This window comes from Cupriavidus alkaliphilus (assembly GCF_014191175.1).
In the GTDB taxonomy this organism is placed as follows: domain Bacteria; phylum Pseudomonadota; class Gammaproteobacteria; order Burkholderiales; family Burkholderiaceae; genus Cupriavidus; species Cupriavidus alkaliphilus.
This window is the reverse complement of record NZ_JACHWE010000006.1, coordinates 104,715-122,013: the sequence shown is the minus strand read 5'-3', so window position 1 is coordinate 122,013 and position 17,299 is coordinate 104,715. Positions and strand designations below refer to the sequence as shown.

Sequence of the window (17,299 nt, the reverse complement as noted above, 5' to 3'; positions counted from 1 at the left end):
TGTCCGGATACAGGCAGGTGGATGTCATGGTGTCAGCGCCAGGGGCGGTCGTAGGCGCCCTGCGTGACCTGGTCGCCTTCGGCATGGCGCCCCAGCGTGCCCTGCCACTCCTGGCGCGGCACGAAGCGGGCCGGATCGGCGCAGGCGGCATCGATGGCCGCGCGCAGCACGCCGACCACATCGCCCACGTAGCGCGGGCTGCGCTGGCGCCCTTCGATCTTGATCGCGGCGATGCCCATGTCGATCAGCGCCGGCAGCAGCGACAGCGCATTCAGGCTGGTCGGCTCCTCCAGCACGTAGCCGCGCTCGCCCTCGACCTCGAAGCGGCCCTTGCACAGCGTCGGATAGCCGGCCGGCTCGCCGGGCGCATAGCTGTCGATCAGGATGCCCGACAGCCGCGCCTGCATGGTGCCGTCCTGCTCGGTCCAGCGCACCGCATGCGCGGGCGAGCACACCCCCTTGTTGTTGGGCGAATCGCCGGTGGCATACGACGACAGCAGGCAGCGCCCCTCGGCCATCACGCACAGGCTGCCGAAGCCGAACACCTCCAGCTCGACGCTGGTCTGGCGCGCCAGCTTGCCGATCTGCGCCAGCGACAGCACGCGCGGCAGCACCACGCGGCGGATATTGAAGCGTTCGCGCATCAGTTCGATGGCGTCGGCGTGCGTGGCCGAGCCCTGCACCGACAGGTGCAGTCTTAATCCGGGATGACGCGCGCAGGCATAGCCCATCAGGCCCGCGTCGGCCATGATCACGGCATCGGCGCCCAGGTCCGCGGCCGCATCGACGGCGCGGTGCCACTGCGCCACCGCGCCCATCTGGGCGAAGGTGTTGATCGCAAACAGCACCTCGGCGCCGCGCGCATGGGCTTCGGCCACGCCGGTGCGGATATCGGCCTCGGTGAAATTCAGTCCGCCGAAGTTGCGCGCGTTGGTGGCATCGCGCAGGCCCAGGTAGACCGCGTCGGCGCCGTGCTGCAAGGCCATGCGCAGCGCCGCCAGCGAGCCGGCAGGCGCGACCAGCTGCGGGCGGCGCGGCGCGCACGCGGCGGCCGACGGGGCGTCGGATCGGGCGGGGGTGGAACTGGTCATCGGTAATGGCGCCGGCAGCGGCGCGGGGGAAGGAAGACAGCGGCCGATGCTAGCCAAGCGCCAGCGCCCGGGGCTTGACCGTGCGCAAACCCACGCCAACGGCACCCCGGCCGCGCCGGGCTACGCCGGTCGGCGTAGGCCGATGGCAGGCCACCCGGCCAGGCTTGACCTGCGGCAAACGCGGGCCGGTGCCGCTATGCCACGCTTGCGCGTCATCCCTGCGCCGGCGCCGCCGTGCGGCCCGGCGTCCATCCTCTTCCGGAGACCCGTTTATGAATCACCCCTGGCTCAAGCTGGGCGGCCGTCGCCTGCTGCCGATCGTGCAGGGCGGCATGGGCATCGGCATCTCGGCCCACCGGCTGGCCGGCGCCGTCGCGCGCGAGAACGGCGTCGGCACCATCGCCAGCATCGACCTGCGCCACCACCACCCCGACCTGATGGCGCGCATCCGCGGCAGCCGCGACAAGCCCGCCATCGAAGCCGCCAACCTCGAGGCGCTGGACCGCGAAATCCGCGCCGCGCGCACCGCGTCCGAAGGCCGCGGCCTGATCGCCGTCAACGTGATGAAGGCCGTCGGCTCGCACGCGGCCCTGGTGCGGCAAGCCTGCGAAAGCGGCGCCGATGCCATTGTCATGGGCGCCGGCCTGCCGCTGGACCTGCCGGAGCTGACCGCCGGCCATCCCAAGGTGGCGCTGATCCCGATCCTGTCCGAGGCGCGCGGCATCGGCCTGGTGCTGCGCCGCTGGATGAAGAAGGGCCGGCTGCCCGACGCCATCGTGGTCGAACACCCGGCGCACGCCGGCGGCCACCTGGGTGCGGCAACCATCCAGGACCTGTCCGAGCCGCGCTTCTCGTTCTCGCGCGTGCTGAGCGAATGCCGCGAGCTGTTCGCGCAGCTGGGCCTGGCCTGGGACAGCATCCCGCTGATCCTGGCCGGCGGCGTCGACAGCCACGCCAAGGTGCGCCACTGGCTGGGCGAAGGGGCCGCCGCGGTGCAGCTGGGTACGGCCTTTGCCGTGACCGAGGAATGCGATGCGCACCCGGCCTTCAAGCAAGTGCTGGCCACCGCGCGGCCCGAAACCCTGCGTGAATTCACCAGCGTGGCCGGCCTGCCCGCGCGCGCGGTGCTGACGCCATGGCTGCAGCGCTACCTGTCGAGCGAAGCGCGCCTGCAGCGCCGCGCGCGCGTGCGCGAATGCCTGGAAGGATTCGATTGCCTGCAGGCCTGCGGGCTGCGCGACGGCATCGCGCGCATCGGCCAGTTCTGCATCGACCTGAAGCTGGCGCAGGCCGTGCGCGGCGACGTGGAACGCGGCCTGTTTTTCCGCGGCCGCGGCGCACTGCCGTTCGGCGAGGCCATCCGGCCGGTGGCGGAACTGATGCACTATCTGCTGACGGGGGAAAAGCCGGCGGGGCTGGCACCGGCGGCCGGCTGACCATCATTGCTTCGCGGTTTCAACTCCCGCTTGTGTACTCCCTCTCCCGCGGGCGGGAGAAGGGAGCAAACCCGCAGCAGGCAGACTTTGTCAGAAACCCGAGCGCGGCGGCAGTCCACCGCCCTTCCTCATCTGCCGCATGCACCGCAGCGCCGCCAGCAATTGCCATCCCAGCCACGCATTGGCCCCCGCCAGCAGCAGCCCGCCGACGCGGGCGAGCAGCGCCGGCGCCAGCGGCAGCGCCAGCAGCACCGCGTAGGCCGCCAGCAGCAGCCACGCCTGCCCGCGCTGACGGCCCGGGGCGATGATGACCTGCATCGCCGGCACGCGCGCCCTGGGCGGCAGCAGCCGGCGCAGGTGCAGCCAGACCAGGAACGGCACGATCTTGCCCAGCATCGCCGTCACCGGCAGCACGCCCACGCCGACCAGCGCCATCGTGCCGGCCCACCACGCCAGCGGCAGCGCCACCCCGGGCAGCACCACGGCCGCCGCCCCCAGCACCGCCGCGCCGAGCATGCTGGCGCATGCGACCGGCCACAACAGCCACAGCGGATCGTGGCGCCGCCGCGCGCGCAGCGTGCCGGCCAGCCCGCATGCCCCCACCACCGCGACGAACGACAGCCACACCACTAGCGCGGCGCGTGCCAGCACCGGTTCCCCTGGCCACAGCACCAGCGCGGCGCTGAACACCGCCAGCGGGCCCCAATGCCCCAACGGCAGCCAGCGCGCCAGCGCCGCCGGCGCGCGCGGCGTCTGCCAGAACATCGGCAGCACCGTGGCCGCGACCCCGCTGACCAGCGCCGCCAGCCAGCCGCCCAGGGCCCACGCCATATGCAGGCCAAGCGCCTGCGCCACCGGCACGCGCCACAGCCCGCCGAAGGTGCCCGCCAGCGCGATGCCGGCGACCATCGCCACCATCAGCGGCGCGCCGATGCCGGCCAGCGTGCGCGTGGTGGCATCCACCGCGGCCACGCGCCGGCCCGCGGCGAGCAGCACCGCGCCCGCCAGCAGCAGCACCGCGCCAAGGGCAGCGGCAACCCGCATCGCCACCGGCTCACCCCCCAGCAAACCGAAACCGAGCGCGACCGCCGCCGCCGCGCCGGTCGCGGCCATGAACGGCGCCAGCCGCCCGGCACCGGGAACGTCCACGCGCGCCACCACCGGCATCATCTGGAACAGCGCGCCGACCATCACCGGCAGCAGCATGCCCAGCGCGAGCGCATGCACCGCCGCCAGCGCCAGCGGCGCGAAGCGGTCAGGCAGACCCGCCGCCGGCCCCGCAGCCAGCAACAGCCCCGCGGCCGCGCCCAGCCATGGCGCCGGCAGCAGGCACCCGAACACCAGCGCAGGCCGCGGCGCGCGCGCGTAGTCGAGATCCGCGCCTTTCATGCGCGCCCCGCGGCGTGACGGCGGTGACGCATTCGTGCGCCGATTGAAATGGATACGGCCATCGCTCCTTCTCACCAGTCCTGACAAAAGGCCCGATGCTAGGCCGCCGCGCCGCGCAGGGACTTGACCAGGGCCAAGTCCGGGCCGCCATGAAAGATCACTGCGTGACGGAACCCGCCCTGGCGCCACACGCCATGCCCGCGATGCGCCGCTGCCCGCACATACGCGCGCCAAAGCCGGGTTTCCTTGATCTGACGCAGATAGCACTGCCGCTCGCGCGGGGAAAATCGCTTCCGACCCCTGCGTGACCCTTGTTGCCATGGCCGTCGGGCCGTTGCCCGGCCCAGCGACAAGCCCGCGACAGGTCCCACTGGTAGCCCCCGATACCGCCATGCCTGATACCGATCCTCCTGCCGCCACGGCTGCGTCCGCCTTGCCGGCGCTGCGCCATCGCCTTTCCACTCGCATCATCTCGCTGTCGCTGGCCGTGCTGCTGGTGGTGCTGGGCATGATCTCCGGCACGCTGTGGCTGTCCTGGAAGCTGGAAGGCGCCGGCGCCGCCATCAACGATGCCGGCAGCCTGCGCATGCGCGCCAACCGCGTGGCGATCGAGCTGGCGCTGGCGCACGCGGGCCGCGCCAATGACCTGGCCGCGCAGGTGCAGGCGCTGGACACCACGCTGGCGCTACTGAAGAAGGGCGACGCGGCGCGGCCGCTGTTCCTGCCGGACGAGCCCGCCATCCATACGCAACTGGCGCGCGTCACCCATGACTGGCAACAGCGGCTGCGGCCGCTGGCCGGCGCCGGCCCGGCGCCGGCCGCATACATTGCCGCGCTGCCGGGTTTCGTCGCCCAGGCCGACCGCCTGGTCGGCATGATCGAACACGACAGCGCGCGCAAGACCGACCTGCTGCGCCTGTCGCAGACAGCGCTGGCGCTGATGGCCTGCATCGGCACGGTCGCCGTGATCTACCTGCTCTACCTGTGGATCATCCTGCCGGTGCTGCGCCTGCAGGACGGCCTGCGGCGCATGGCCGCGCGCGAATTCTCGCTGCGCCTGCCGGTCGAGAGCCGCGACGAGTTCGGCACGCTCAGCGAGGGCTTCAACCGCATGGCGGACGAGCTGCAGGGCCTGTACCACGACCTCGAAGCCCGCGTGGCGCAGAAGACCGCCGAACTGGAGCGCCACAACCGCGACCTGGAAACGCTGTACGAGATGGCGGCCTTCCTCAACCAGGCCGCCGACGCCGAGGCCATGGCGCAGGGCTTCCTGGCGCGGGTGATGCGCCAGTTCGATGCCGATGGCGGCAGCGTGCGCGTGCTCGACAGCCGCCACGGCCGCATGCACCTGCTGGCCGCCGCGGGCCTGCCGGCGGCGCTGGCCGAGGCCGATTCCTGCGCGTCGGCCAACGGCTGCCATTGCGGCGATGCCACGCGCGAGGCCGTGATCGCCATCGTCGACCTGCGCGGGGCGGCGCGTGCCGGCGCGGCCGACGAAACACCGTGCGGCCGCGACGGCTTCCAGTCGCTGGCGGCGTTCCGCATCGAAAGCCAGCGCGGCGCCACCGGCATGTTCGCGCTGCACTTCCGCACGCCGCGCAAGCTGCCGCCGTCGGACCGGCAACTGCTGCAGACGCTGGCGCAGCACCTGGGCACCGCGCTGGAACACCTGCGCCTGTCCGCCACCGCGCGCCAGCTCGCGGTGGTGGAAGAGCGCAACCTGGTGGCGCAAGGGCTGCACGACAGCATCGCCCAGGGGCTGAACTACCTGAACCTGCAGGTGCAGCTGCTCGACGACGCAGTCGCGCGCGACGACCTGGCCGAAACCCGCGAACTGGTGCCGATGCTGCGCCATGGCGTGGAAGAGAGCTACCAGGACGTGCGCGAGCTGCTCAACAATTTCCGCTCGCGGCTGGGCACCGGCGAGCTGCGCCCAGCGGCGGAAGAGACCGTTGAGCGCTTTCGCCGGCAATGCCGCACCGAGGCCACGCTGGCCATCGACGAACGCGGCGGCGCCTGGCCGCTGTCACCCGAGCAGCAGCTGCAGGTGCTGTTTATCCTGCAGGAGGCGCTTTCCAACGTGCGCAAGCACGCCATGGCGGCGCACGTGGCGGTGGCGCTCAGCCATGGCCCCGACTTCCGCCTGGTGGTGCAGGACGACGGCGAAGGCTTCGATCCCGACGAGCTGGCCACCCGCGCCGACGCCCATATCGGCCTGAGCATCATGCGCGAGCGCGCCGCGCGGCTGGGGGCCCGGCTGCACGTGCACGCCAGCCCCGGCAGCGGCGTGCGCATCGAACTGGTGCTGCCCGCCGGCAGCCAGGGCGCCGCCCGGCGCGATCGCAGCACCAACCCCATCACCAGCCTTAGCAGCCTGATCCTCCCGAGCGAGACCCAGCCATGACCATCCGCATCCTGCTGATCGACGACCACACCCTGTTCCGCTCGGGCATCCGCGCGCTGTTGCAGCGCCAGGCCGACTTCGAGATCGTCGACGAAGCCGCCGACGGGGTGGAAGGCATCAAGCGCGCCAAGCAGCACCGCCCCGACGTGATCCTGCTGGACCTGAACATGCCGGGGCTATCCGGACTCGAGGCCCTGCAACTGCTGGTCGAAGACCTGCCGCAGACCGCGGTGATCGTGCTGACGGTGTCCGAGGAGGCCGAGGAGCTGGCCGCCGCGCTGCGCGGCGGCGCGCGCGGCTACCTGATCAAGAACATCGAGACCGAGGCGCTGATCGCCGGCATCCGCCGCGCCGCCGCCGGCGAGCCGGTGATCTCCGACAGCATGACCGCCAAGCTGGTGGCCCAGTTCCGCGCGCCCGCGCCCGTGGCTGCGCCGCGCCACGAAGAAACGCCGCGGCTGACCGCGCGCGAGCGCGAGATCGTGCAGGGCCTGGCCCGCGGCGAAAGCAACAAGGAGATCGCGCGCGACCTGGGCGTGGCCGAAAGCACGGTGAAGATCCACGTGCAGAACATCCTGAAGAAGCTGAACCTGGCCAGCCGCGTGCAGGTGGCGGTCTATGCGGTGGAACACGGCCTGAACACCGCCTGAGCGGCACGCACGGCTGCCTGTGCAGCGCTTCTGCACAGGGGCTTTTTTGCACCGCACCGGCGCGGCGCGGCCAGCGCTGGCCGCGCGCGGGTCGCCTTGCCCGCACTTGGGCGTCGTCCGATTCCTACACCGATATCAGTCCCTGCCCGGAGGGATGCCCGCACCCCTTGTTCTACGCTGAACGGTAAGCGGATGGCTCTGCGGAGCCGCCTCGGAGCGGAAGCCGCGCGGCTTCCCCGATCCACGAACAAGGAGCACGCCATGGGCATCGGCACCATCCTTCTGATCATCCTCGTCCTGCTGCTGATCGGCGCCCTGCCGGCCTGGCCTTACAGTTCCGGCTGGGGCTACTGGCCGAGCGGCGGCCTGGGACTGATCGTCCTGATCGTGGTGCTGCTGGTGGTGCTGGGCCGGATCTAGCGTCCGGCGGGCAGCGAACCGCGGCACAGCGCGCGCAAGCAGCATTGCGCGCCGGCCGCGCTTGTCGCGGCCGCGCCTGGCACCTATAACGAAGCGCGGGCCGCGCGTCAGCGTGCGCCCGGTCCTTTCAACCTTTTCACCTTTCGCAAGGAGACTCAGATGCCAGCAAAATCCAAGGCGCAACAACAGGCCGCCGGAGCGGCGCTCTCCGCAAAGCGCGGCGAAAAGAAGGCCGGTTCGCTCAAGGGACCTTCGCGCTCGATGTACAAGTCGATGAGCGAGAAGGAACTCGACAAGATGGCTTCGACCAAGACCAAGGGCATGCCGAAGCACAAGTCGGAACGCTGACCGATACGCGCCGGCCCCTCGCAAAGGGGCCGGCCCCGCGCTTGCAGCGCGGCGGCATTTCCGCAACAGGGCAGGCATCCGCCTGCCCTGTTGCTATCCGGCCCTGCCGTTCTTTCCCTTGCCCGTCTTCGATGGCTTGGCGGGCCGGCCCGTCTTGCCCTCGAGCGGGCCGCCGCAATAGCCGGGCAGGCGCCTGGCCCGCGGGCTGCGGGCGAGCTTGATCGATTCCGCCAGCGCCAGGCCGAACCCGGCAATGCTGTGCAGGTCCTGCTCCACCCGCTTGCGCAGGAACCCGGCCCAGCAGAAGTCGCCGTAGGCGCTGTCCGGCTTGCGGTACGCCCCCGCTTCGCGGGCAAAGGCCGCCAGGCTGCGGTACGGGTCGTCGCGCATGCTGCGCACGGTCGAGGGCAGGGCCCTGGGCCCCTGCCGCTTGCCGTGTTCATCGTAGGGATGGACGTGGCCCAGCTGGCGCATGCGCTTCCAGAACGCGGCGCCGTCCAGATGGCTGAAGTCTTCCAGCACCTGCACCGGCGCGAGCTGGTAGCCGAGATCCAGCCATGCGCGCGCCCAGTGGTGGTGGTCGACGATATAAAGCTCGCCACCCGGCCCCGCGACGGTCTTGATGCGATGCCGGCGCATGAAGCGCCGCAGCACCTCGCGGTCTTCCGGATCGGCGTGGCGCTGCGTGACTTCCATCTTGTGGTGGACGTGGATGTAGCCCAGCGTCAGTTGTGTCGGGCGCAGCCGTGCCAGTTCGGCGACGGCCTTGCCGCGCGGGCATCGCGGCGCCACCACCGGCGCCACCACCGGTTCGGCGCCGGAGCCCGGCTCGGCCGGCTCGGCGGGGCGTTCAGTCGTGCTCGACACGTTTCTGGTTGACGAAGTGCTCTAGCTCGCTGCCGGGGTCTTCGTTGCCGGTGCTCTCCTCGGCGGTGGCGTCGCTGGCCAGCGGTCGCGGCCAGTATTCGCCCTCGCCCTCGCGCACCGGCTCGCCGTGCCGGGCCGGATCGAAATCGGTCCACTGCCCGCATTCCCAGGTGCCCTGCGCGCGCTCCAACTGGCTGGCGCCGGTTTCGCGCAGTACGTCGATGACCACCGAACCCAGCCCGTTGTTGACGCACGCGGCCAGCATGACGTTGTCGGCCGGCTGCTGCGCGGCGGCGTCGTCCTGCTGACTGGCAGGGTCCCGCACTGACACGATGGATACATCCCACACCGAGAACCCGCGCGCGAACAGCGTGCGCGCGGCATCCTCGGCGCTGGCAATCGAATCGAAACGTCCCGCGATGATCGATGACATGATGCCTCCCAGAGATTGGCGATGGCGGTCGGCTGATCTCACCCGTATTGCAAGAGCCACGCCCGCGCAGGATCTGCACGGCACGCCAGCCGGCGGGACCGCTGCATGCAATATTTGCAAACGCGGCTCCGAACTACATGCGCGTGCATGGCGCAAGCCCGGTCGATCAGCCGTTCACGACCTCCCCGCCATTGATGTGCAGGATCTGCCCGGTGATATAGCTGGCCGCATCCGAGGCCAGGAACACATAGCCCCCGGCGACCTCGAACGGTTGCCCGGGGCGGCCCATGGGCGTCTTCTTGCCGAACTGCGCCACTTCCTCGGGGCTGAAGGTGGACGGAATCAGCGGCGTCCAGATCGGGCCCGGGGCCACGCCGTTGACACGGATGCCGCGCTCCACCACCTGCAGCGCGAGCGAGCGCGTGAACGACACGATCGCGCCCTTGGTCGCGGAATAGTCCAGCAGGTGCTTGCTGCCGCGATAGGCGGTGACCGAAGTGGTGTTCAGGATCGATGCGCCGGCCTTCAGGTGCGGCAGCACCGCGCGCGTCAGGTGGAACATCGCAAACACGTTGGTGCGGAAGGTGGCCTCGACCTGGCTGGCCTCGACTTCCTCGAGCGATTCCTTGGGATGCTGCTCGGCGGCATTGTTGACCAGGATGTCGAGCTTGCCGTACTGCTGCAGCGTCTGCCGCGCGACCGCCTCGGCGTGGTCGCAGTCGGCGAGGTCGCCGGCGATGGCCAGGCATTTGCGCCCTGCCTGCTCGACCAGGTTGACGGTCTCGCGCGCGTCGGCGTGTTCGTCCAGGTAGGCGATGGCGACATCGGCGCCTTCACGCGCAAACGCCACCGCAATGGCGCGGCCGATGCCGCTGTCGCCGCCGGTGACCAGCGCGACGCGTCCGTTGAGCCGGCCGCTGCCGACGTAGTCGTCCGCGCCGCTGTCCGGCTGCGGGCGCATCGGGGCTTCGAGGCCGGGCTGGCGCGACTGGTGCTGGGGCGGGACGCTCTTGGGTGTGGACATGGCAGTCTCCTGTCGTGGTGGCCGCGCCGTGCGACGCCGGCGTGACGGCGCGCCGCGGCCATGCAAGATGCCAGGGTGGCGCGCAAGTTCCATGCCGCAAAGCGCAAGGCGCGGGCCCGCATGCTGCCACGCGCGGGGGCATCGGCCCGGCGGTGCTGCCCGTAACCCTTACATCGCACGGCAATCCTTACAGCGCGCGCGTATGCGGCACTGCGCCGCTTCGTCTACGCACCGGGGCACGGATTTTGCGGCTTTCTCCATATCCGAAACGTCAACGGCTTCCGGCGCCTGCCGCACATGCCTGCGGGCAGTGCCAGCGCGCGGAGCCTCACCGCCAGGAGGCAGATATGTTCAACTTCCGCAATGACCGCGGCAGCCGCGGCCGGCCAGAAGCGCAACGCCGCGACCGCGGCCCCGAGCAAAGGATGCGCGATGAGAGCGAGGGCCGCGGCTCGGAGGACTGGGGGCAGGAATGGGGCGAGGACTGGCGCGGCGAGAGCAGCCAGCGCCGGGGCGAGTATGGCGGCCATGGCTATGAAAGCCGCCAGCGCTGGGAAGAAAACCGCCGCGACGAAGATCGCGACGAGCGTCGCCCCGAACAGCGCAGCGAAAGCCGCAGCCAGGGCCGCGGCATGGGCAGCGAGCGCGAATCCTCGCGCCACGGGGGCCCGTGGTATCAGCAGGACACGCCCGCCGGCCAGCGCCGCGGCAGCTGGGGCGAGAGCGGCTACGGCGCCGCCGATGTCGGGGGCAGCGGCCATCCGTACAGCAGCGCCTATGGCGGCTACCGGCCATCGCAGCAGGACAGCGGCTATCGCAGCGGGGAACGCGAATCGGGCTATGGCTATCGCGACGAAGACCGCTTCGGTCCGCGCGGGCGCCGCAGCGAAGCGAGCGGGCGCGGGGAACGCAGCGAGCGCGAGGAACGCGACGAACGCAGCCGGCGCAGCCAGGGCGGCTGGGGCACCGAGCAGGGCCGCAGTGAAGGCGGCCGCGCCATGCATTGGCAGGAAGGCAGCGAGCGCGACCGCGCCCAGCGCGGCGGGCAGCCCAGCTATGGCGGCGGCTACTTCGGCGATGCGGGCCGTGGCGGCCAGTCGTTCAGCGGCGGACAGCGCGTCTACCCTGACGATCCGGGCTACCGGCGCCGCACCCCCTTCGCCGGCCAGGCCAGCGCCTCCGGTGCGCAGGGCGGGCAGCATGCCGGCCGCCGCGCCACCGGCCCCAAGGGTTATCGCCGCTCTGACGAGCGCGTGCGCGAGGATGTGTGCGAACGCCTGGCGATGAACCCGTACATCGACGTCGGCGAGGTCAGCGTCGAGGTAGCGAATGGTGTCGTGACGCTGGACGGCACCGTCAACGAGCGCCGCGAGAAATACGTGGTCGAGGAGATCGCCGACGCGGTGTTCGGCGTCACCGAGGTCGACAACCGCCTGCGCGTGCAGCGCCAGCAAGGCAGTTCGTGGGCGGCGGGCTCCGAGGTGGGCGGCGACACCTCCAGCGGCAGCAGCGACACGGCGTCGGCCGGCGGCACTTCGCCGGATCGCACGCTCAACAAGAGCTGAGCCTTGCGCTCCGGCCAGGCCCCCGCGCGCACGGCGCCCGCCCCGCGGCGGGCGCCGCGCAAGCTGGCGCCTGACAGCAAGCTGCTGGTGCCGCTGGACGCGCTGCATCCCACGCAGATCACGGTGGGCGGCTACCACGTGGCGCAGAAGGTGCACACCACCCGGCGCGTGGCGCCTGAAGCGCGCGCGGCGTTCCTGGACCGGCACCGCGTGCACCTGGTGATCGGGCCGGAGCAGGTGCTCTATGTGGTCGACCATCACCATTGGGTGCGTGCCTGGCATGACCTGGGGCTCACGCATGTGCCCGGCATCGTCCGCGCCGACCTGAGCGACCTGGACGTGCCCGCGTTCTGGCGCCACATGGTCGCCAATCACTTGGTGCACCCCTACGACGAGCATGGCCGCCGGCGGCCGCTGACCGAACTGCCCGAGGCCATCCACGATATGCGCGACGACCCGTACCGTAGCCTGGAGGCCTTTGTGCAGCTGGCGGGCGGCTATCGCAAGGTCAAGACCGCCTACCCGGATTTCCGCTGGGCGGACTTTTTCCGGCGCCACGTGCCCGGGCCGTTCGACACGCCGCATCACTTTGCCTTCGCGGTGGCGAGCGCGTTCAGGCTGGCGCACTCGCGCGAGGCCAAGGACCTGCCCGGCTATATCGGCGCGCTCGGCTGCTGAGCGACGCGCCGGGCACGATCATCCGCCATTGCCTTTCTTGCCATTCGCTGGCGGGGACTGCCCCGCCAGCAATTGCAGCAGCCGCGCCTCGTCCGCGCGCAGCCGCGTCATGGGCGGCGCGCGGCCGCCCGCCTGCAGCACGCCGGCCAGGTAGGCATCGATGACGTCGGGGTGCACATAGCATTTGCGGCACACCGCGACGGTGTTGCGCAACTGGTTCGCGACTTTGCGGATGGCATCGGTCACGGCCTTGCGGCGCGCGGTCTCGCTGGACGCTTCCGGCAGCTTGCGCAGGATCGCCAGCGCATGCACGCTGCCGGCCCAGGTGCGGAAGTCCTTGGCGGTAAAGTCGCCGCCGGTCACTTCCTGCAGGTAGGCATTGACATCGGCCGAGCCGATCTCGCGGATCTCGCCATCGCTGTCGCGGTACTTGAACAGGCACTGGCCCGGCAGGTCGGCGCAGTTGCGCACGATGCGCGCGAGGCGCGGGTCGTTGACCGAGACGTCGTGCGTGATGCCGCTCTTGCCGGTGAACTGGAAGCGCAGCCGGCTGCCGCGCACGGTCACATGGCGGCGCCGCAGCGTGGTCAGGCCGTAGGTGCGGTTCTGGCGCGCGTAGCGCGGCGAGCCGACGCGCACCAGCGTGGCGTCGAGCAGCAGCACCACCGCGCCCACCACCTTCTCGCGCGGCATGCCGTTGCGGCGCAGGTCGCGCGCCACGCGCGCGCGCAGGCGCGGCAGCGCGGCCCCGAACGCCGCCAGCCGCGCATATTTGTCGGTATCGCGGAGCGTGGCCCATTGCGGGTGGTAGACGTACTGCTTGCGCCCGCGCGCATCGCGCCCGGTGGCCTGCAGGTGCCCGCGCGGGTCGGGGCAGATCCACACCGACTCGTAGGCGGGGGGGATGGCCAGCGTCGAGATGCGCGCCAGCGTGGCGGCATCGGTCACGCGCTTGCCGTCCGGGCCGGTATAGCTGAAGCCGCTGCCATGGCGCCGGCGCGTGATGCCCGGGCTGCCGTCGTCGACATAGCGCAGCCCCGCGTCGCGCAGCACCGTGTCGAGCGCGGCGGGGGCTTCGGTGCCGGGCAGCGTGCTGTCCATGGGCGTGCGGGTTCAGCCGGCGCCCGGCGCGCCGGCGGACTCGGGCTGCGGGGTTTCGAGCCCGGCGTCGGGCGCCGGCGGCGCGGGCTTTGGCGCAGGCTTCGGCGCGGGCGCCCCCGCGCGTTCGGCGGTGACCGGGCCGGCGCGGGCCACGGTGACCATTTCGCGCAGCCAGTTGACCAGCATGCTGCTGTAGGTGCGCTGGAATTCCTCGTCGCTCAGGCCATGGTCGGCGCCCTTGATCACGCGGTAGGTCAGCGAGTTGGCATGGATGCAGGAGTCGACATAGCTCATCACGACGGCATGGGGCACGATCTGGTCGTGCTCGGATTCGATCACCAGCACGTCGCCGGTAAACGCCGTGCACGCGCGCAGCGCGCGATTGCTGGCGGGCGGCACCATGCTGCGCCGGTAGGTCACCAGGTCCTGCTCGCGGTGCAGCTGGCGCTTGGGCAGGTCCCAGCCTGTATCCATGTACAGCGCCGGGGCCCTGAACGCCAGCCAGCGCACCTGGCGCAGCCCGCTGAGCAGCGCGGCCAGGTATCCGCCATAGCTGCTGCCCACCACCGCGATCGCGTTGCGGTCGACCTCGGGCTGGCGCACCAGCACATCGTAGGCCGCCACCACGTCGGCAAGGTTGCGCGTGCGGCTGACGGTCTCGTACTGCGCGCGCGTGCCGGCATGGCCGGTCAGGTCGAAGGTCAGGCAGACGCAGCCCAGCCCCGTCACCTTGCGCGCGCGCGCCAGGTATTGCTGCTGGCTGCCGCCCCAGCCATGCACGAACAACACCCCCGGCAATTTGGTTTCCGGGCTGATCAGGGTACCGGCGATGGTGCCGCCTTCGCTTTCGATCTGCAGCAGTTCTTCATGCGTTGCCATCGGATTCAGGCTCCAGTCGTGCGTACTTGGTCAGGGGACCGACATGGCGGTCTTCGCCCTGGTAGTAGATCTCGGCGTCTTCCGGCACGCGCACATCGTTGCCGTAGACTTCGCGCGTGGACGCGACCACGCGCGTGCGGTCCGGATCGTCGCGCAGCGCCGTCAGCGCCACCAGTTCGGCACCGGTCGCGCCGCCCACGCGCCAGGACTGTTCCAGCACGCCGCAGAACATCTGTCCGCCATCGGCGCTGCCGGCCGGCGCGCCGAAGGCGACGTCGTAGTTGCAGCGCGACAGCACCATGCCGCCGCCCTCGCCATAGCAGGCCAGCGCGGCCTCGTGGTACACCATCGCCGCGCGCACCGCGGCAAGGATGCGGGCGTCGAACGGATGCTGCAGCAGCGCGTCAAAGCCGCCACGCACCACGGTCAGCGTCGAGCCGCCGTAGACCTTCTGGCCCCGGTTGTTCTCGGTCAGCCCTTGCGTGCCGCAATAGCTCGCTTCCAGTCCCGCCAGCACGACCTTGCCGACGCTGTAGGTCTGCGGCGCGCGCAGGTCGCGCTCCACCACCAGGCCGTCGCGCTCGACTTCCTCCGGAGCAAGCGCGGCCAGCGCTTCTTCCAGCGCGGCTTCGCCGTCGACCACGCGCTGGCCCAGCCCGCCGACACCGCCCGTATCCTTGAGCCGCACCGGCCCCAGCGTCAGCAGCCGCAGCGCCGCAGTGCGCGCATCGCCGAGGCTGAACGCGGTAAAGCCCGGCAGCGTCGCGCCCACCACGCGCCGCACGAAGGCCTCGGACCAGCCCCGCGGCGCCGCGGCACCGGGCTCGACCAGGCCGTGCGTGATCGCCTTGGTGGCGACGAACCCATACGGCACCACGCCGCCGAAGAGATCGTCCTCGCCCTGCACGCCCAGGCTCGCCGCCAGTTCGCGGCCGACCAGGGTCTGCGCCGGCACCAGGTACGGCGCAAGCCGTCCCCCTGCGGGCGCGGCGTAACCGCCGGCGAACGGCAGGCCGGCGATCCAGGCCACCTTGCGGGCAATATTGGCAAGGGTCATGCCATGGTGGCTGTCGGCCTCGTCCAGGGTCTCGCAGCCGTAGGCCATCACCGGGCGGCTGCCCTGCCGCGCGGCTGCCGGCCCTGCAGCCGGTAGCACCGGTTTTCGCTTGCTTGCGTTGCTGGATGCGGTCACGGCCTGCTCCTGTTTCGGGTTGTCGCCAGGATCCTGCGCAAGGGGGGCCGCTGGCCGGCAAGCTACGACGCTGCCGAGGCGGGCGTCGCGGACGGGCCGCCTGCGGGCGCTTCGGGCTGATGCCCGCGCGTAGCCCGCGCATGGCGCTTGGCGGCGTGGTTTTCGCGCGCCTCGTCGAGCGAATGGCTGGTCTTGATGCCGTCCTCCTGGTCGGCCAGTTCGGCCAGCTGGCGGTAGAAGGTGACCAGCTGACGCAGCTCTTCTTCATCGAGATCCTCGATCGACACCAGCATGTTGCTGGCCTCGCGGTGGGAGGCCAGCAGCTCGTTGAGCTTCAGGTGGACCGCGACGGCATCCTTGTTCTGGCTCTGCTGGATCAGGAACACCATCAGGAAGGTGACGATGGTGGTGCCGGTGTTGATGACCAGCTGCCAGGTCTCGGAGTACCCGAACATCGGGCCGGTGAGGGCCCACGCCACCACCACGCCGACGGCCAGCACGAAAGCGGTCGGCGACCCGGCATGGCGCGTGGCGCCGCCGGCAAAGCGGTCGAACAGGTGCAGCACGGTGGCACGTTTGCCGGCGCCGGAGCGATGGCCAACGCCGGGCAGGATTGGGCTGGATTTGCGCATCGTTGCACTCCCACGGATAAATCGCCGGATTGGCCGCCGAGAATGGTGCTGGCCTGGGCGGCATGCTGATTTCATTGTATGGAGCGCATGGCCAATGTGCAGCGGGCGCAGTCCTACAACGGGCGCAGCACTTGCCGCGTCCTGCCCGTTTCGTTTCTACATCGGGAGATAAATCTTGCCGGCGGCGTGGCCGCATTCCTGCGCGCCACGCGCGCGCGGGCCACGGGAACGCTTCTTGCGCCGCATTCCATGACGAAGCGGCGACTCCCGGTGCGCCGGTGGCCAGTCGCCGCCCTGATGACCAGGGCCCGATGCGCACGCGATATCGGTCCCACAGCAAACGGAGTCAGCCATGTTCCAGTCCCCTGCCACGCAACCCCGCGCGCCGCGGCGCGTCGTCGACATCATGACGCGCCAGCCGGCCTATATCACCCCCGATGAAACCATCCAGCATGCCGCGCAGCTGATGGCGGACCTGCACGTCGGCTCGCTGCCGGTATGCGACGGCCGGCGCCTGGTCGGCATGCTGACCGACCGCGACATCACCGTGCGCGCCACCGCTGGCGGACACGCGCCGCAGGCCACGCGCGTGGCCGATGCCATGTCGCCGCAAGTGGAATGGTGCCTCGAAGACGAATCGCTCGAGGACGCGCAGCACAAGATGGAAGCCGCGCAGGTGAGGCGCCTGCCGGTGCTCGACCACGACCACACCCTGGTGGGCATCGTGTCGCTGGGCGACTTCGCCAGCAAGGGTGGCGATACGCGCGAGTCCGGCGAGACGCTGGCATCGATCTCCACGCCTTCGGCGCCCGCGCGCTGAAGCCGCATCGACCAGGAGCCGCGATGAGCGCAACCTCTTCCGCCGATGACGAAGCCCTGCGCGTGGCCGTACGCGCCGAAATTGCCGCGGCCTTCGATGGCCGCTTTCCCGACGGCGTGACGCTCGAGGTGAGCGACCGGCGCGTGACCGTGCGCGGCTGCGTGGAAGACGTCGACACCGCGCAGCGCGTGGAAAAGGCCGCCGCGGTCAGTCCCGGCGTGCTGGGTGTGCATAACGCGCTGTCGACGCGGCAGCCGCCTGCCCCCGAGCCGCAGGGCCAGCCCGCCGGCAGCGGCAGGCACGCCGACCCGGCCGACAAGCCCGCCGGGCAGGTGAACCACAAGGTCTGAACGGCACGCTGAACGACAAG

General features: G+C 71.0%; 18 protein-coding genes. 9 read left to right on the top strand and 9 right to left on the bottom strand.

The annotated features are described in order from the left end of the window. Positions 1-32: 32 nt before the first annotated feature. Entirely contained in the window at positions 33-1,091 is a 1,059-nt protein-coding gene (gene ubiU / locus FHX60_RS20710; protein ID WP_244981342.1) for a ubiquinone anaerobic biosynthesis protein UbiU, read from the bottom strand. Positions 1,092-1,363: 272 nt separating this feature from the next. Between ubiU and FHX60_RS20705 the strand changes: the two genes are divergently transcribed. After that, positions 1,364-2,527: an NAD(P)H-dependent flavin oxidoreductase gene (locus tag FHX60_RS20705; RefSeq protein ID WP_183284457.1), complete on the top strand. Its 1,164-nt coding sequence runs from the start codon at positions 1,364-1,366 to the stop codon at positions 2,525-2,527. A 90-nt stretch (positions 2,528-2,617) separates the two neighbouring features. On the opposite strand, the gene FHX60_RS20700 is transcribed toward FHX60_RS20705, so the two are convergent. Continuing rightward, positions 2,618-3,916, bottom strand: a complete 1,299-nt coding sequence (locus FHX60_RS20700) for a hypothetical protein (RefSeq protein WP_183284456.1) — start codon at positions 3,914-3,916, stop codon at positions 2,618-2,620. Positions 3,917-4,307: 391 nt separating this feature from the next. Between FHX60_RS20700 and FHX60_RS20695 the strand changes: the two genes are divergently transcribed. The 4 genes from FHX60_RS20695 to FHX60_RS20680 all read left to right on the top strand — a co-directional run bounded on the left by FHX60_RS20695 (position 4,308) and on the right by FHX60_RS20680 (position 7,738). Next, positions 4,308-6,320: a type IV pili methyl-accepting chemotaxis transducer N-terminal domain-containing protein gene (locus tag FHX60_RS20695; protein ID WP_183284455.1), complete on the top strand. Its 2,013-nt coding sequence runs from the start codon at positions 4,308-4,310 to the stop codon at positions 6,318-6,320. After that, on the top strand, positions 6,317-6,970 hold the full coding sequence (locus tag FHX60_RS20690) for a response regulator (RefSeq protein ID WP_183284454.1): 654 nt from the start codon (positions 6,317-6,319) through the stop codon (positions 6,968-6,970). Before FHX60_RS20695 ends, FHX60_RS20690 begins: the two co-directional genes overlap by 4 nt. Before the next feature lie 261 nt (positions 6,971-7,231). Continuing rightward, on the top strand, positions 7,232-7,390 hold the full coding sequence (locus FHX60_RS20685) for a DUF3309 family protein (protein WP_012356889.1): 159 nt from the start codon (positions 7,232-7,234) through the stop codon (positions 7,388-7,390). A 159-nt stretch (positions 7,391-7,549) separates the two neighbouring features. After that, a complete protein-coding gene (locus FHX60_RS20680) occupies positions 7,550-7,738 on the top strand; it encodes a DUF3008 family protein (protein WP_012356890.1) in 189 nt (62 codons plus the stop codon). 93 nt (positions 7,739-7,831) lie between these two features. Here FHX60_RS20680 and FHX60_RS20675 read toward each other — a convergent pair whose 3' ends face one another. The 3 genes from FHX60_RS20675 to FHX60_RS20665 form a co-directional block, all read right to left on the bottom strand. Continuing rightward, complete coding sequence (locus FHX60_RS20675; protein WP_112775798.1) at positions 7,832-8,605, bottom strand: ParB-like protein; 774 nt, start codon at positions 8,603-8,605, stop codon at positions 7,832-7,834. Continuing rightward, positions 8,589-9,038, bottom strand: coding sequence for a hypothetical protein (locus FHX60_RS20670; RefSeq protein WP_112775797.1), 450 nt, complete (start codon positions 9,036-9,038; stop codon positions 8,589-8,591). The genes FHX60_RS20675 and FHX60_RS20670 overlap by 17 nt, the downstream gene beginning before the upstream one ends. 166 nt (positions 9,039-9,204) lie before the next feature. Further along, positions 9,205-10,062 (bottom strand): SDR family oxidoreductase, encoded by an 858-nt coding sequence (locus FHX60_RS20665; protein ID WP_183284453.1) that lies wholly within the window; start codon positions 10,060-10,062, stop codon positions 9,205-9,207. A 347-nt stretch (positions 10,063-10,409) separates the two neighbouring features. Between FHX60_RS20665 and FHX60_RS20660 the strand changes: the two genes are divergently transcribed. Together FHX60_RS20660 and FHX60_RS20655 are read left to right on the top strand one after the other, a co-directional pair. Next, on the top strand, positions 10,410-11,627 hold the full coding sequence (locus tag FHX60_RS20660) for a BON domain-containing protein (protein ID WP_183284452.1): 1,218 nt from the start codon (positions 10,410-10,412) through the stop codon (positions 11,625-11,627). A 3-nt stretch (positions 11,628-11,630) separates the two neighbouring features. Beyond that, complete coding sequence (locus FHX60_RS20655; RefSeq protein WP_183284451.1) at positions 11,631-12,305, top strand: ParB-like protein; 675 nt, start codon at positions 11,631-11,633, stop codon at positions 12,303-12,305. Between the two features lie 18 nt (positions 12,306-12,323). On the opposite strand, the gene FHX60_RS20650 is transcribed toward FHX60_RS20655, so the two are convergent. From FHX60_RS20650 to FHX60_RS20635, 4 genes are all read right to left on the bottom strand, one after another. Further along, positions 12,324-13,406 carry a DNA topoisomerase IB gene (locus tag FHX60_RS20650; RefSeq protein ID WP_183284450.1) on the bottom strand — a complete coding sequence of 361 codons (1,083 nt, stop codon included), beginning with the start codon at positions 13,404-13,406 and terminating at the stop codon, positions 12,324-12,326. 12 nt (positions 13,407-13,418) lie between these two features. After that, positions 13,419-14,285, bottom strand: coding sequence for an alpha/beta hydrolase family protein (locus FHX60_RS20645; RefSeq protein WP_112775792.1), 867 nt, complete (start codon positions 14,283-14,285; stop codon positions 13,419-13,421). Further along, on the bottom strand, positions 14,272-15,477 hold the full coding sequence (locus FHX60_RS20640) for a DUF3182 family protein (protein ID WP_311730141.1): 1,206 nt from the start codon (positions 15,475-15,477) through the stop codon (positions 14,272-14,274). The genes FHX60_RS20645 and FHX60_RS20640 overlap by 14 nt, the downstream gene beginning before the upstream one ends. Before the next feature lie 62 nt (positions 15,478-15,539). After that, on the bottom strand, positions 15,540-16,109 hold the full coding sequence (locus FHX60_RS20635; RefSeq protein WP_183284449.1) for a low affinity iron permease family protein: 570 nt from the start codon (positions 16,107-16,109) through the stop codon (positions 15,540-15,542). 352 nt (positions 16,110-16,461) lie between these two features. Here FHX60_RS20635 and FHX60_RS20630 point away from each other — a divergent pair, with 352 nt between their 5' ends. Together FHX60_RS20630 and FHX60_RS20625 are read left to right on the top strand one after the other, a co-directional pair. Then, positions 16,462-16,929 (top strand): CBS domain-containing protein, encoded by a 468-nt coding sequence (locus FHX60_RS20630; protein ID WP_092314485.1) that lies wholly within the window; start codon positions 16,462-16,464, stop codon positions 16,927-16,929. Between the two features lie 23 nt (positions 16,930-16,952). Then, positions 16,953-17,279 carry a BON domain-containing protein gene (locus FHX60_RS20625; RefSeq protein WP_112775789.1) on the top strand — a complete coding sequence of 109 codons (327 nt, stop codon included), beginning with the start codon at positions 16,953-16,955 and terminating at the stop codon, positions 17,277-17,279. Positions 17,280-17,299: the final 20 nt, after the last annotated feature.

Coding starts and splice junctions, on each gene's coding strand:
- FHX60_RS20705 (WP_183284457.1), top strand. CDS start 1,364: ATGAATCACCCCTGGCTCAAGCTGGGCGGCCGTCGCCTGCTGCCGATC.
- FHX60_RS20660 (WP_183284452.1), top strand. CDS start 10,410: ATGTTCAACTTCCGCAATGACCGCGGCAGCCGCGGCCGGCCAGAAGCG.
- FHX60_RS20685 (WP_012356889.1), top strand. CDS start 7,232: ATGGGCATCGGCACCATCCTTCTGATCATCCTCGTCCTGCTGCTGATC.
- FHX60_RS20690 (WP_183284454.1), top strand. CDS start 6,317: ATGACCATCCGCATCCTGCTGATCGACGACCACACCCTGTTCCGCTCG.
- FHX60_RS20650 (WP_183284450.1), bottom strand. CDS start 13,406: ATGGACAGCACGCTGCCCGGCACCGAAGCCCCCGCCGCGCTCGACACG.
- FHX60_RS20630 (WP_092314485.1), top strand. CDS start 16,462: ATGTTCCAGTCCCCTGCCACGCAACCCCGCGCGCCGCGGCGCGTCGTC.
- FHX60_RS20670 (WP_112775797.1), bottom strand. CDS start 9,038: ATGTCATCGATCATCGCGGGACGTTTCGATTCGATTGCCAGCGCCGAG.
- FHX60_RS20625 (WP_112775789.1), top strand. CDS start 16,953: ATGAGCGCAACCTCTTCCGCCGATGACGAAGCCCTGCGCGTGGCCGTA.
- FHX60_RS20665 (WP_183284453.1), bottom strand. CDS start 10,062: ATGTCCACACCCAAGAGCGTCCCGCCCCAGCACCAGTCGCGCCAGCCC.
- FHX60_RS20695 (WP_183284455.1), top strand. CDS start 4,308: ATGCCTGATACCGATCCTCCTGCCGCCACGGCTGCGTCCGCCTTGCCG.
- FHX60_RS20700 (WP_183284456.1), bottom strand. CDS start 3,916: ATGAAAGGCGCGGATCTCGACTACGCGCGCGCGCCGCGGCCTGCGCTG.
- ubiU (WP_244981342.1), bottom strand. CDS start 1,091: ATGACCAGTTCCACCCCCGCCCGATCCGACGCCCCGTCGGCCGCCGCG.
- FHX60_RS20680 (WP_012356890.1), top strand. CDS start 7,550: ATGCCAGCAAAATCCAAGGCGCAACAACAGGCCGCCGGAGCGGCGCTC.
- FHX60_RS20645 (WP_112775792.1), bottom strand. CDS start 14,285: ATGGCAACGCATGAAGAACTGCTGCAGATCGAAAGCGAAGGCGGCACC.
- FHX60_RS20635 (WP_183284449.1), bottom strand. CDS start 16,109: ATGCGCAAATCCAGCCCAATCCTGCCCGGCGTTGGCCATCGCTCCGGC.